Genomic DNA, 16,020 nt, shown 5'->3' with positions numbered 1-16,020 from the left:
GAGAATTTCTGTGCTAAAACCTTCGAGGTTTTTGAAACCTCAAAGGTTTGACATTGCTTTCGGTAACTCAAAAATAAGCTTGACTTTTGTTCCCACTCCTGGCTTACTTTTTATTTCAAGGGTGCCTTTGTTTTTTTCAATATATCCCTTACACAAAGCCAGCCCCAATCCAGTCCCTTTTTCTTTATTGGTTCCAAAATTTGATATCAGTTGGTTTTGATTAAGCTTTTGTAGCGTTTCTGAATCTATTCCAGTGCCATTGTCCTCAATTATAATGAGCGTTTGGTTGTTTTCTGAATAAGCTTTGCAAGCTATAGCCCCCTTCTTTTTTGTAAATTTGATTGCATTGGCAATCAAATTTCTGATCGAAATCTCTATCATTTGTTGATCGGCATAGAGGTTTAATTCTTCGGGAATATCTAGATTGACACTGAGTTGTTTGTGATCGATGGCGTATTGGAGCGAAGAGATTATTTCGATAATGAGTTTTTTCAAATTGAAAATATCAGGATGTATAGACTCACCTTCTTTTTGGCTGAGTGCCCAGTGCAAAAGGTTTTCTAAAGTCAAGCCAGCTCTCCGGATTTCATTATTCATGTGAGGCATGATTTCGTTCAGCTCTTCTTGGCTCAAGTCATTGTCTGCGATCATTTCGGTGACTGTTATCAATGAATTGATAGGACCTTTGAGATCATGTCCGATAATTCCAAAAATTTGGTTTTGATGGTTGTTTAGCTGCTTTAGATTTTCTGCAAGTTTGGCTATTTCTGTATTTTTATTGTAGAGGAGTAGATTCTTTTCTTTGGACTTTTTTAGGTTTTTGGAAACGAAAATAAAAAGTCCCACAATAGCAAATATCAAAAATATCAATTGGCTGATGATCAGGGCTTTTTGTTGGTTGCTTTTTTGGTTGTTTTCCAATTCCAAGTCAAACAAAGCTTTTTCTGTTTCCAGATTTTTTTGTGCTTCGATTCGTCCGATTTCTAACGTTTGTTCGTTTCGTCGAAGAGAGTCTTTATAAATGTAGTGGTTGCGAATATTTTCCAAAGCCCCTTTTTCATTTCCCGAATCTTCCTGCAATCCGGCGATAGTGTGGTAAGCGTCAGCAATTGTGCTGATAGATCCAGACTTCAATGCATTCGAAAGAGATTTTTCTGCAAAATGAAGTGCTTCTTTTGGTTTTGCCGTGACTACATAATACTTAATTTGACTTGTGTAGGCAAAGGATAGGATTTCGGAATCAGTGGTTTTTTCAGCTAATTCAAGACCTTTGTCAAAATATTTTTTGACAGAATCCAGTTTGCCATTTGCACCAAATTGATTTCCTAGATTCAGGTAAGCGTTTGCAATGTAAATATTCTCCCCTGTTTTTTCCAAATCCCTGATAGCTTCAAAGTAGGTAGGTAATGCATCTTCAAAAGAATTTAGCTTATTCAATGCCAGGGCTTTATTTAATTTATAATTTGCAACATTGGTAATAGATTCATTTTCATCGGCCATTTCAATAGCTTCTTGGTGGTATTCCAAGGCTTTTTTGTAATCCTTCTCTCTGAAATAGACCAATCCAATATTGTTGCTCGTACTCGCTGATTTGTTGAAAAGTTTCTCTTTGGTAAAAATATCTTTGGCTTTCAGATAATTATCTAAAGCTTGTCCATGATTTGATTTTTGGTAATGATATACGCCAAAGTTTGATAAACTATGAGCTATACCTTTTTGATAATCAATTTTTCGGCTTGCTTCCAAAGTGATAGTAGCATAGAGAAAAAGTGAATCCGGAAAACTCCCCTTTAATGAAAACGCATGGTTGTTCAAGGAATCGATTTCTTCGATAGATTGAGGATTTTTTATTTCTTGAAGCGTTTTTTCTGGGGTATTTTCTTCAATTGGATTTCTTGAATCGAAAACTGTAAAATTTATTGTTAATAAACAGAATAATGATAAGGTAGATAAAGCCATTTGCGGATCAATGTTCTTCAAATTTAAGCTAGAATAGGTTAAAATAAAACTATTTACAGGTAATAAATTGTATTTATTTAAGTAATTAAAAATTGATTTATTTTAAGAATAAACTATAAATAAAATTTAGTATTTTCAATTTTAGTTTGAAAAAATATGATAAATGGAAGAAGGGATAGTAAGTTCACTAAAAAATGAAGATTATGCTTTTGACTATGAAACTGGCCAATTGGTTAGTCATAGTCAGCGTCTTGTTTTTAGTTTTGGGGATGATATTTTAAGGGTAATTGGTGATCTGAAGTTTTTTGAGTCAAATCTCCTCAATTTGGAAGGATCGAATTTTCCTTCAAAAAAATCACAGCTTACACATCAGGACGATGTGAAAAACGAAGGATATGTGATCATTTATGGTGAGCAGCACGAGGTGAAAGATATTTTTTGGATGGATAAAGTCAATAAGCAGATCAAGGGCTTTCTTTTACTCAAGGTAGGTAGGAGGAGGTTGACTTATAAAAACACATCGATTTTGGAAGTATTGGAAAACATCAAAAACCCTTATGTAATTTTTGATGAAAAATTGCAGGATGTATTGGTTGCAAATGGATGTCTGCTGGACATGGTTCCTTTTCCATATAGTAAAATGACCAATAGTTTCCAGTTGGAAATGTTTTTCAACAGGCGCGAAGAATTTGAAAGTGTGAGAGATTGGTTAAGTGATTCCGAAAGAGAATTTAAGCTTCGTGCAAGGATGCTATTGGGAGAAGATATTCCCAATTGGTTTGATTTGGAATTTTCCAAAATTGAAATCGAAGGGAAAAAGTGTGTTGGTATCAACATTTTGCCAATAGAAGTAATAAAAAGGGCTGAGTATGAATTGAAAAAGAACAATGAAATTTTGAGCGGATTAGTCCAAATTCAGAATGAGTTTTTTATCAATGAACAGGATGAGGTCACTCTCAAGAAGTTATTGGAATTTATCCTCAAAATGTCTGGTGCTGAATTGGGATTTATAGGCCAGATTACAAACAGATATTCAGAATACCCTTTACTGAAATTGGATGCAGTGTCTGACATCTCAAAGTTTTCTAAGGAATCTTTTAATTTATTTGAGAAGTATAGGATGAATAATTTCTTGTTTGATCATCCAGGCAATTTTATTGATCAATGTATAAAAACCCAAAAAGTTGTAATAATTAATGATTCGGCTTTGTTTGGGAAAATTGCCCGGCCATCTGGTCACCCATTCCTTTCCAATTTTTTGGGTATTCCAATCTGCAAAGATGACAAAACCATTGCGATGATTGGATTGGCTAATAGGGCTAAAGGATTTAGCCAAAATTTAGTCGAGAGACTCAAGCCTTTGATTTCATTTTACAATGTGATCGTACAAGCCATTCAGGAGAAGAACGAAAAGGAAAATATCATAAAGCAGAAAGAGGAGAAGGAATTTTTATTTTCCAATATCCTAGAGAAAACGAGTGATATCGTATTGATTTTGAATAAGGATATGACCATAGAATATATGTCACCTTCAGTAAAGAAAATTTTAGGGAAAGATTCTTTTACATTGATCTACAGATTGGTGGAAGAGACATTCCAACCACAGTTCAAGATTAGTAAGGCGCATTATCAAAGTTTACAAAAGATAGAAACTGATAACCTTGATAAATGGATTGATGTTTCACTCGATTTGTTGTACAATAGCGACGAGGAAGTGAGTAAGATATCTGTGATCGCTAGGGATACGACCACGAGGATTCAGCATGAAATCAAACTAAGGGAGGCATTGGAAAAGGAAAAAGAGGTCAATTTCTTCAAATCACAATTCATTTCATTGGTTTCACACGAGTTTAAAACGCCCTTGGCAATCATCAAATCAAGTATTGATATTGGGAAATTTTACTTGAAAAATGATATTGATGTTGAAAAATCCAGAAGTGTGATTTTGGATAAATTCCTCCGTGTGGAGAATGAAGTACAAAATTTGGATCAATTGGTGGTGAAAGTTTTGGAATCTGAAAGAGTGGATCAAGGAGAATTCCCTGTGAATTTGATAGAAGTCAATATCAATCAATTCTTGGAGGAAATCGTCAGCAAGTCACGATTCAAAAATCATGTGATATACAATTCTACCCTTTCTCAAGACGAATCCATCAATTGGGACAAAATCTTAATGCAGCGGGTAATAGAAAATATCTTGGACAACGCTATAAAATATGGTAAGAACAAACCCGTTTTGCTTACAGTCATGGGTAAACATAAATCACTCTATGTTGTCATCAAGGATAACGGAATAGGAATACCTAAGTCTGAGCTTGGGAGTATTTTCAAATCCTTTTATAGAGCTTCAAATGCTCAAAATACCGAGGGTTTTGGATTGGGATTGGTAACAGTAGAGAAATTTGTCGCATTGAATGAAGGTGAAATACTGATAGATTCCGTCCAAAATGAAGGAACTTCGGTAACTTTGATCTTTTAGAGCATAATTTGTTATCATTAGCTGATTTTTTGTTATCCAAAATTATGTAAATGTAACTAACTAAAATATTATATTTTGTTTGTATCGATTTAGAATATTTTTTTATGTTGTTTGAATAAATTAAAACGTATTTTATTTGCCTGAATTTGTGCAGTATTTCAGGCTGGAATTTTAGTTAATCAAATTCATGATCTTCGTGGAAAGCACTTGACTTATCAGCATTTCTGCAATCGAGTGTGTGTTCATTTTTCTAACCCACTGTGATTGTGAAAGTTATTGGATTAAAGTACGGCCTGATTTTCTTTTTTCTGGTGTTGATTTGCTCGGTGCATAGCAATACCTCTGCTCAGAATGCAAGGATCTATGCAAATGCAGGAGCAAATAGTGGTAGCTCTTTACTTGGCAGTATAAATAACGTTCAAAATGCAATTGATTCTGATGTAGGGACAAATGCAACACTCGTGGTTACTGGGATTGGAAATTCTTTTGTCAGGCCTATTTTTCCCAGTCCTGTTGCCGCTGGTACCCCAGCTCGAATAAAAATTGGAAAACCTTCTGGACTTTTAAATTTACTTACTGGAGTAAGAGTAAGGGCATATTTGGGCGGGACGACTGTGAGCCCTTGGTTTACATTAAATTCCTTGACCGGATTGCTGGCAGGAGTGGAAACTTCAGAAGTAATATTCACGCCTGTAAATGCAGGTGGAATACCTGTTGTTTATGACAGGATTGAAATTCGGTTGGAAGGAGCACTTTCTCTTAGATTAAGCTTAGATGTTTACGATGTGTACTATCTCTCTGATGAACTTTCTGTTTGTGATTTGGTAAAAGATTATTTGTATGGAAGTACATCAAACATAGTCGGTGGTATGAATCCTGTGTCCAATCCACAGGCAGCATTTGATGGAAACCTTGGGACTTATGCAGACTTGAGAGCAAATGTTGGCTTATTTAATAAAACGCATTTGACGGCACTTTTTGATGATCGGAGTAGATCTGGAGATTCTGTTCATGTGGTCCTTAGAAATCCGGGAAGTCTTTTGGATCTTTCGCTGTTGACCCAGCAGTTTGCAATCAATACTTACATGGATAATCTGTTGGTAGAAAACATGGAGCTGTTGCAGACATTTATATCGCTAAGTTTACTTCCAGGTGAGTCTGATATATACAGGTTGTCCTTTCCTACCAATGAAGCTTTCAACCGCATTGAAGTCTCTTTGGGAACTGGACTGCTGAGCGGATTGGGTCGCCTTCATGTTTTTGATATTTCCAGATCAGAACACAGTGCAAATATTGAAATACAAAATAAAGATGACTTTATTTTCTGTGTTGGTGAACCTTTGACTTTCATTCAAGAAAATACCTACCCGGGAGATACTTATGAATGGAAAATTGGCAATCAACTGCTAGGATTCAACGAATCTGTTGTACTGCCAGAAGACTTGCCTCCAGGAGAATATCAAATCGATCTCTTGACATTCCGAAGGGGGTGTTTGAATGCGACTGAACCGACTTCTATAGCTTTTACATTGATTGATGTTCCAAAAAAAGAGGATATTGATGTGATTCCTACAGGAGAAGCGAGGAGGGATGGTGATCGCTTTATTTACTACGAGGGGCTGAACCCGATTACACTGATACCCAATTATGAAAATGATGATTTGCCGGGGGAATTTTCATGGTATTTGGATGAAGCAATGACAATCCCGATTTATGATGGAATGGTCGATTTTGATGGGACTACTTATTCAATTGACGAAAACAACGTTTTGACCGTAGATAATTGGGTTTTCCGAGATCCTGATCCATACGAGTTTTATCTTGCATACACCAATCAATTAGGCTGTTTGGATGTAAAACCTTTTAATTTTGAAGCTGAATTTATCATACTTCCTCAAGAAATCACTCATTTTAAAGCCCAAATCAGAGAAAACAACCAAGTTTTTATTACTTGGAAATCAGAAATTAAGGAAGGTTATTTTGAAGTCCAAAGGTCACAAGATGACCTGAATTTTCAGACAATTTCCAAAATTCCAGTTATAATTGGGGAAAATGAATATTTTGTAACAGACTCCATTCCAAGCAAAAACAATTATTATAGATTAGTTCACAAAGATCTTGATCATAAAGTACAGTTCCATTCATCACTTTTGAGGGTGGATATGCCTCAGATGAATTCAAGTTTTGGCAAAATGAAAGTTTATCCTAATCCATTTATAAACGAAATAAATATTTTGCACATAAGTGAGTTTGGTGATATAGTCTCGGTAAGGATAGTTTCTATAGAAGGAAACAAGGTCGTTTTTGAACAGGATATAGATCAAGGAGCTATGACTTCAAAATTGACTATAACGGATTTGGGCTTTCTTAAGAGAGGCCTCTATATTCTTCAAGTTTTTGGTCCAACACAAATGTTTGCTGCAAAGATTTTAAAATAAGAAACTGTGAGTATCCACAGCATGATGGTTTATTTACATCCTTGCTGCCAAAGAAGTGTCCAATCATAATTTGCTATTTGATTCTTTTGGAATAATCAAGCTGTAAAAACTCATAATACATTATTTAACAGCTGTTTGAGTATTTAGATAAGTTTTTTTTAATCAGAATGTATTGTGTATGTAGAATTAAATATTGCTACGCTTACAAATAAATTCCTTACAATGACATAAAGAACCCACCACCAATTTTCGTCTTTTCGCATTCGGTAGATTTGATCTTGTATCATAAAAAAACGCTTTTAATATGATTAAAAATCTACGCTCTTTTAAAATCTATGTATTTCTTTTTATTGCAGTATTTGCTTTTTCAAATGCGCTGAATGCACAGATTGTAAAGTCCCTTGCAGACGAGGTGACCTTTACTAGTGGAAATAATAAGATGACAAGCTTACTTGGTTGTGGCTTTGGTGGACTTTCGCCATGTTTTACAGCTACAGTTGTAAATCCAAACAATGCGCTGAATGATGATGGGACTTTTGCGAGGTTACTGGCTTCTCCAGGTCTATTGGCAGGTCTTTCATCTTACAATGGAGTTATTGAATTAAAATTTCCGCAGACATTGTCAGCAAATACTACTACTTATATTAGAATTGATGGGGACTCTGATTTGCTAGGGGCACTGTTAGGGGGGAGTTTGGGAGATGCTTTGGCAGATGTTCTCGGCTCTTTATTATTGGGTCGTCAAGAAATTCGTGTTCAAGCAAGAAATTCAGGTGGTTCAACTGTATTAAATAGAGCTAGTTCAGACATTGGAGGATTTAATACCGATATGGCAAGGTTAGTCACAGATCAGAATGGTGACTTTTTTTTGGCAATCAAACCAAACCAAGAATATGATAGGGTAAGGATTTCCAACAATTCCATTTCTTTGCTCGGCTTAGGTTCAGAATATACCTTGGACGTTTACAATGCATTCACTTTGGAAGGAGAGGATCCTTGTGTTCAAGCTCAATTCACTTCTTTTGATGCAGCCGGTATTAATGTAGATTTGTTGGGATTGGGTAGTTCTGGTGTAAATGATCCGGAAAATGCAATTGATGGAAACTTAAATACTTTTTCTTCAATCAGTCCAGGATTATTGAGTGTAGGCGGGACAATTTCCCAATTCTTTTATTTTGGTGGTGATACAGCACCGAATGATGAAATACAAGTGACAATCAGTGGAACACCATCACTTTTGGATGTCAATCTTTTGGGTGATATCAGGTTCATAGCCTATAATGGCTCTGATGTGGTTTTCAACGAAACTTTGGGAGACCTCAATACAAATTTACTTGGAATTCTTCAGTTGGATTTACTGGGACTTTTATCAGATGGGAATCAAGTGAATATACCCATTCAGCCAGGGGAGGAGTTTGATAGACTTGAAGTTAGGTTGTCTACCGTTCTGAACTTGGATGTCCTGGAAGCTTTAAGGATCCATAACGTAGTAAAAACCCCCGGAAGGCCTACATTCGAAAATGAAGGTGACGCCAACTTGTTGGTGTGCAATACAGATGAGGTTACTTTTAGTGTGCTTTCACAGCCAGGTGATATTGTCAATTGGTATGCTCAGCCGATAGGAGGAGCAAGTTTATTTACTGGCAATGATTACTTTGTTGGAAATCTCAGTAGGAGAACAACTTTTTATGCTGGTATTACAAGAGCAGACTGTCCAGAGGAGTCAGCTCGGGTTGCCGTAACAGCTGATATTGATCCTGATCCTCGGGTTTTTGTAAATGGTTCGCAGGTTTTCAATGTTGTTTTGGGTGAAAGCTTACAATTGCCGGAAGCGTTTGCAATCAATGCAGACAATACGGAGGTACCTACGACCTACCAAGGATTGAGTGGAGCGCCCTTTACAGGTCCGGACATAGCAGGTCCATTCTTAAGTGGTGGAAGATTTGTCTACAGAGCTTCCGCGACTGGTGACAATTGTGAGAATTTTGTAGATATAGTCGTAAATGTTCTTGATCTGGACGATTGTCCATTGGTCTATATTCCACAATTTTCCAATGATGGTCAGGAAGTTACTGAAAGTAATTTGCTAGGTATTCAATTGGGGTTGGTAAGTAATCCAATTAATGCGGTAGATGGAGATCTTTCAACTTTTTCTTTGTTGGAAGAAACTGTCGGGACTTCACTTTTAGGTTTGACAGGAGAAACTTCCCAAATGCTGAAATGGAATGTTCAAATTCCTGCTGGCAACCCTGTGACAATCAAGCTTGGTAGAGAGCTTGGTGGAGTTGCACAAGTGGCTGCAGGTGTTTATGTACAAGCTTTTGACAATGGGGAGCCTGTGGGGCCGAGGGTATTGGCTGATGGAAATTTAGTTTCTGTTTTGAACGGATTCAATGAATTTAACTTCACCTATACACCTACAAATTTTTCAGGTCAGGCGGTATCTTATGATGCGATTAAGGTTGGATTACTTCCACTTTTGAATACCCTTCAAACTGTCAGGGTATATGGAGCATATTTCAATGAAACAAGCAATACAGCAGCAGTTTGCGAACCGAATTTATTCGAAATACAGACAGGTTTCTTGTCGTTGATCGGAGGATTGGATGTTGCGAGTGGTTTGACAGGTGTGTTTGATCCGGAACTTGCAGTAGATGGTGATTTTGATACTTATGCAACGCTCACAAATGCTGTTGGTGTAAATATTTATTCCAGACTTGAAATTGCATACAATTATCCTGCATTTGTTGGTGATAGTTTGAATATCAAAATTGGAATTCTAACAGGACTTTTGGATTTGGCAGTTCTGGAAGGTTTCAGGATACAAAGATTTTTGGGAAATGAAGCAATTGGAGATCCCGTTGCGCTTTCTTCATCATTGCTATCATTGACAATATTAGGGGGAGGAAGTGTAGGAGAGTTATCACTCGTGACTGATGTGCCATTTGATAGAATTCAGATATTGTACGGGGGTCTAGCGAGTGTTTTAGAGGAATTATGGGTTTTTGAAGTAGAATTGATCACCAATAGTCCTATTGATGGAGAGTTTTTTGACGAAGATGAAGAAATTTGGAAATTAGAAATTTGCGAGGGTGATTTGATTGATGTAATTACCTCTGACTGTGAGGAAGTTAAGTTTTACACAACAGCAGATGGGGATGAGGAAATTACTCCTGCTGCTATAGCACTGATAGAAGGGCCTACCGAATTGATTGTATATGTACAATCAATCAGATATGGCTGTGAAGTAGACTCAAAGAGAAGAGAGTTACATATCATTATAGATGCTACAGACCCTCCAGTCGCGGAGGCTGAGCAGGACTTTTGTGCAGTAGACAACCCGACTTTAGTTTCCATTGAAATTGAAGGGGAGAATATTCTATGGTATGATGCAGCTACGGACGGGAATCTGTTGGAAATAACAACGCCTTTGGTGGATGGAGAAACATATTTTGCCAGTCAAACGATTGAGGATGGTTGCGAAAGTATGGAAAGAACTGCAGTGACGGTTTCTGTAGTAGATATTCTTCCTCCTACCACAGACATGGTGGTTCAAGAGTTTTGTGTCTCAGATAGTCCAACCATCGCTCAACTTCAAGTTGTAGGAAATGACATTGTTTGGTATGATGCGATTGAGAATGGAAATGTTTTACCCATAAACACACCATTGGTGAATGGAGAGACCTATTATGCCAGTCAAACGGATGAAGTATCAGGATGTGAAAGTTCGGAGAGATTGGCAGTTACGGTTGTTTTGGAAAATTGTGAGTCATTTTTAAATATCACCAAAACAGCCAGCAGTCCAACTGTTCTAGCAGGGGAAAATATCACATATTCAATTTCCGTATCAAATTCAGGGTTGATGTTTGCCGAGAATTTTGTTGTGACAGATGAAATACCTGAAGGAACTGAATTTGTTTCGGCAAGCAATGGAGGTGTTTTTGAAAATGGTATAGTTACCTGGAATTTGGATAATTTGGAAGTTGGTGGTGAGATATTTTTGGAACTAGTTCTTAGTACTTTGCCTGATTTGACTTCAGGTACGATTATTTCAAATACAGCTCTAGCGTCAAGTACCAATAATGAAGGAGGTCCTATCGAGTCCGATCCGGAGGATGTAGAAGTAGAAACAGCCGCTGATCTAACCATCACTAAAACAGCAGCAAGTTCTACGGTATTGGCTGGAGAAAATATCAGTTACACAATAACAGTAAGCAATAACGGTCCAAGTGATGCGCTTGATGTGATGGTAAGCGACATGCTTCCAGCAGGAACTGCATTCGTATCCGCCGACAATGGAGGAGTGAATGATTCAGGTACGGTAAACTGGAACCTTGGCACCTTGTCAGCAGGTGCAAGCGTGGAGTTGAATCTTGTATTGTCGACCGAATCTTCGCTAGAGGCAGGAATGATCATCAGCAACATCGCAGTGGTCGAGTCGCCAACAGATGAAAATTCACCAAAAGAATGTGATCCTTCGGAAGTATTGGTTGAAACAGCCGCTGATCTGAATATCACAAAAACCGCTTCCAGCCCAACTGTACTAGCAGGAGAAAATATCAGTTACACAATAACCGTAAGCAACAACGGTCCAAGTGATGCGCTTGAGGTAAAGGTAAGCGACATGCTTCCAGCAGGAACTGCATTCGTCTCAGCCGACAATGGAGGAGTGAATGATTCAGGTACAGTAAACTGGAATCTTGGCACCTTGTCAGCAGGAGCAAGCATGGAATTGAATCTTGTATTGTCCACCGAAACTTCGCTAGAAGCAGGATTGATCATCAGCAACATCGCAATCGTAGATTCTCCAACAGATGAAGATGGACCAAAAGAATGTGATCCTTCGGAAGTATTGGTGGAAACAGCCGCTGATCTAACCATCACTAAAACAGCAGCAAGTTCTACGGTATTGGCTGGAGAAAATATCAGTTACACAATAACAGTAAGCAATAACGGTCCAAGTGATGCGCTTGATGTGATGGTAAGCGACATGCTTCCAGCAGGAACTGCATTCGTGTCCGCCGACAATGGTGGAGTGAATGATTCAGGTACAGTAAACTGGAACCTTGGCACTTTGTCAGCAGGAGCAAGCGTGGAGTTGAACTTGGTGCTTTCCACTTCATCTTCTCTTGAAGCAGGAACAACAATCAGCAACATCGCAATCGTAGATTCTCCAACAGATGAAGATGGACCAAAAGAATCCGATCCTGAGGATGTAGAAGTAGAGACAGTCGCTGATCTAACCATTGTAAAAACAGCCAGCAGTCCGACTGTAATAGCAAGAGAAAATATCAGTTACACAATAACAGTAAGCAACGCAGGACCAAGTGATGCGCTTGAGGTAATGGTAAGTGATATGCTTCCAGCAGGAACCACATTCGTCTCAGCCGATAATGGTGGAGTGAATGATTCAGGTACAGTAAACTGGAACCTTGGCACCTTGTCAGCAGGAGCAAGCGTGGAATTGAACTTGGTACTTTCCACTTCAGCTTCTCTTGAAGCAGGAACAACAATCAGCAATATCGCAATCGTAGATTCTCCAACAGATGAAGATGGACCAAAAGAATCCGATCCTGAGGATGTAGAAGTAGAGACAGCCGCTGATCTAACCATTGTAAAAACAGCCAGCAGTCCAACTGTAATAGCAGGAGAAAATATCAGTTACACAATAACAGTAAGCAACAACGGCCCAAGTGATGCCCTTAATGTGATGGTAAGCGACATGCTTCCAGCAGGAACAGCATTCGTGTCCGCCGACAATGGAGGCGTGAATGATTCAGGTACGGTAAACTGGAACCTTGGCACTTTGTCAGCAGGAGCGAGCGTGGAAATGAATCTTGTTTTGTCGACAGAATCTTCTATTGAAGCAGGAACAACAATCAGCAACATCGCAATCGTAGATTCTCCAACAGATGAAGATGGACCAAAAGAATCAGATCCTGAGGATGTAGAAGTAGAGACAGCCGCTGATCTAACCATTGTAAAAACAGCCAGCAGTCCAACTGTAATAGCAGGAGAAAATATCAGTTACACAATAACAGTAAGCAACGCAGGTCCAAGTGATGCGCTTGAGGTAATGGTAAGTGATATGCTTCCAGCAGGAACCGCATTCGTGTCCGCCGAAAATGGAGGAGTTAATGATTCAGGTACGGTAAACTGGAACCTTGGCACCTTGTCAGCAGGAGCAAGCGTGGAATTGAATCTTGTATTGTCGACCGAAACTTCTCTTGAAGCAGGAACAACAATCAGCAACATCGCAATCGTAGATTCTCCAACAGATGAAGATGGACCAAAAGAATCAGATCCTGAGGATGTAGAAGTAGAGACAGCCGCTGATCTAACCATCACCAAAACAGCAAGCAGTCCAACTGTTCTAGCGGGAGAAAATATCAGTTACACGATAACAGTAAGCAACGCAGGTCCAAGTGATGCGCTTGAGGTAATGGTAAGCGACATGCTTCCAGCAGGAACTGCATTCGTGTCCGCCGACAATGGAGGAGTGAATGATTCAGGTACAGTAAACTGGAACCTTGGCAATTTGTTAGCAGGAGCAAGCGTGGAATTGAATCTTGTATTGTCGACCGAAACTTCGCTAGAAGCAGGATTGATTATCAGCAACATCGCAATCGTAGATTCCCCAACAGATGAAGACGGTCCAAAAGAATCCGATCCTGAGGATGTAGAAGTAGAGACAGCCGCTGATCTAACCATTGTAAAAACAGCCAGCAGTCCAACTGTTCTAGCAGGGGAAAATATCAGTTACACAATAACCGTAAGCAACGCAGGTCCAAGTGATGCGCTTGATGTGATGGTAAGCGACATGCTTCCAACAGGAACCGCATTCGTGTCCGCCGACAATGGTGGCGTGAATGATTCAGGTACAGTAAACTGGAATCTTGGCACCTTGTCAGCAGGAGCAAGCGTGGAGTTGAACTTGGTGCTTTCCACTTCATCTTCTCTTGAAGCAGGAACAACAATCAGCAACATCGCAATCGTAGATTCTCCAACAGATGAAGATGGACCAAAAGAATGTGATCCTTCGGAAGTATTGGTTGAAACAGCCGCTGATCTAACCATCACCAAAACAGCCAGCAGCCCAACTGTAATAGCAGGAGAAAATATCAGTTACACAATAACAGTAAGCAACAACGGTCCAAGTGATGCGCTTGAGGTAATGGTTAGCGACATGCTTCCAGCAGGAACCGCATTCGTGTCCGCCGATAATGGTGGCGTGAATGATTCAGGTACAGTAAACTGGAACCTTGGCACCTTGTCAGCAGGAGCAAGCGTGGAATTGAATCTTGTATTGTCGACCGAAACTTCGCTAGAAGCAGGAACAACAATCAGCAACATCGCAATCGTAGATTCTCCAACGGATGAAGATGGACCAAAAGAATGTGATCCTTCGGAAGTATTGGTTGAAACAGCCGCTGATCTAACCATCACCAAAACAGCCAGCAGCCCAACTGTAATAGCAGGAGAAAATATCAGTTACACAATAACAGTAAGCAACAACGGTCCAAGTGATGCGCTTGAGGTAATGGTTAGCGACATGCTTCCAGCAGGAACCGCATTCGTGTCCGCCGATAATGGTGGCGTGAATGATTCAGGTACAGTAAACTGGAACCTTGGCACCTTGTCAGCAGGAGCAAGCGTGGAATTGAATCTTGTATTGTCGACCGAAACTTCGCTAGAAGCAGGAACAACAATCAGCAACATCGCAATCGTAGATTCTCCAACGGATGAAGATGGACCAAAAGAATCCGATCCTGAGGATGTAGAAGTAGAGACAGCCGCTGATCTAACCATCACCAAAACAGCCAGCAGTCCGACTGTAATAGCAGGAGAAAATATCAGTTACACAATAACAGTAAGCAACAACGGCCCAAGTGATGCGCTTGATGTGATGGTAAGCGACATGCTTCCAGCAGGAACCGCATTCGTGTCCGCCGACAATGGTGGCGTGAATGATTCAGGTACGGTAAACTGGAACCTTGGCACCTTGTCAGCAGGTGCAAGCGTGGAGTTGAACCTTGTATTGTCCACTGATGAAAATCTTGATCTTAATTATGTAATTAGAAATATTGCGGTGGTCACAAGCCCTTCAATAGAGGAGGATGAAATTGAGTCAGAACCAGAGGATGTTACAATCCTTGATGATACCACCATCATATCAGTAACAAAAACATCTGACATAAAAACAGCTTCTCCTGGTGACATTATCAATTACACAATTAGAATTAGTAATGAAGGAGAGTTTGCTGCCAATAACATCACAGTAGTAGACAGTTTGCCAGCTGGTTTGACAATCATTAACATGTCACATGATGGTCAGATCAATGGTGATCAGATTACTTGGGATTTTGAAGAACTTCAGCCAAATCAAACTATAAACATTGGAATCTCTGCTGTGGTCACTTTGGAAGCAGGTGGCATAGTCAATAGAGTGATTGTTTCTGGGGATAATTTCGAAGAGGTAATTGTGGACGCTGAGGAAGTTGTCATCAATGTAGTGGATCTAAGTATTGCAAAAACAGTATCCTCACCAATGGTCATGGTTGGTATGCCATTCAACTATTTTATCAAAGTATCCAATAATTCCCAAGCAAATGCCACTGAAGTTGTCGTCACAGATTTTATCCCGCTGGGAGTGAGGTTTGTCGATGCACAAGTTTCAACAGGAAGCTTTACTTACAATGCCACGACAAGGGTATTGAGATGGGAAATTGATCTATTGGAAGCTTCTGGCGAAGTGGAAATGACCTTGAATGTAGAGGCACAGAATTCTGGGCAAATATCCAATACAGCGAGAGTTGCATCAAGGGAGCTTGATATAAATGTGGAAGATAATGATGCTACAATCACACATGTCCAAATCGAGATGAATATTCCAAATGTATTCACGCCAAATGGTGATGGTATCAACGATACTTGGGTGATAGAGGGAATTACACACTTCTTTAGCACCAACAAACTTATAGTAGTCAACAGATGGGGTGTTGAAGTCTTTAGGACTGACAATTATGACAATGACTGGAATGGAGGGAATTTGACAGAAGGCGCCTACTTCTATCAACTTACAGCTATCGACCATGAAGGCAGAGAGCAAGTATTCACTGGATATGTTACAATTTTAAGATAATT

4 protein-coding genes are annotated in these 16,020 nt (G+C 39.2%); 3 read left to right on the top strand and 1 reads right to left on the bottom strand.

The genetic code is table 11. The features are described 5' to 3' along the window. Positions 1 to 39 precede the first annotated feature (39 nt). Positions 40 to 1,980: a tetratricopeptide repeat-containing sensor histidine kinase gene (locus MM236_RS00775; RefSeq protein ID WP_241273014.1), complete on the bottom strand. Its 1,941-nt coding sequence runs from the start codon at positions 1,978 to 1,980 to the stop codon at positions 40 to 42. A gap of 142 nt (positions 1,981 to 2,122) precedes the next feature. Between MM236_RS00775 and MM236_RS00770 the strand changes: the two genes are divergently transcribed. From MM236_RS00770 to MM236_RS00760, 3 genes are all read left to right on the top strand, one after another. Further along, positions 2,123 to 4,438 (top strand): sensor histidine kinase, encoded by a 2,316-nt coding sequence (locus tag MM236_RS00770; RefSeq protein WP_241273013.1) that lies wholly within the window; start codon positions 2,123 to 2,125, stop codon positions 4,436 to 4,438. A 266-nt stretch (positions 4,439 to 4,704) separates the two neighbouring features. Continuing rightward, positions 4,705 to 6,876 (top strand): T9SS type A sorting domain-containing protein, encoded by a 2,172-nt coding sequence (locus MM236_RS19730; RefSeq protein ID WP_241273012.1) that lies wholly within the window; start codon positions 4,705 to 4,707, stop codon positions 6,874 to 6,876. 304 nt (positions 6,877 to 7,180) lie between these two features. After that, entirely contained in the window at positions 7,181 to 16,018 is an 8,838-nt protein-coding gene (locus tag MM236_RS00760) for an Ig-like domain-containing protein (RefSeq protein ID WP_241273011.1), read from the top strand. Positions 16,019 to 16,020: the final 2 nt, after the last annotated feature.

The sequence above is a fragment of the Belliella calami genome, from assembly GCF_022549695.1.
GTDB classification, from domain to species: domain Bacteria; phylum Bacteroidota; class Bacteroidia; order Cytophagales; family Cyclobacteriaceae; genus Belliella; species Belliella calami.
This window is presented reverse-complemented; position numbering and strand designations above follow the sequence as displayed.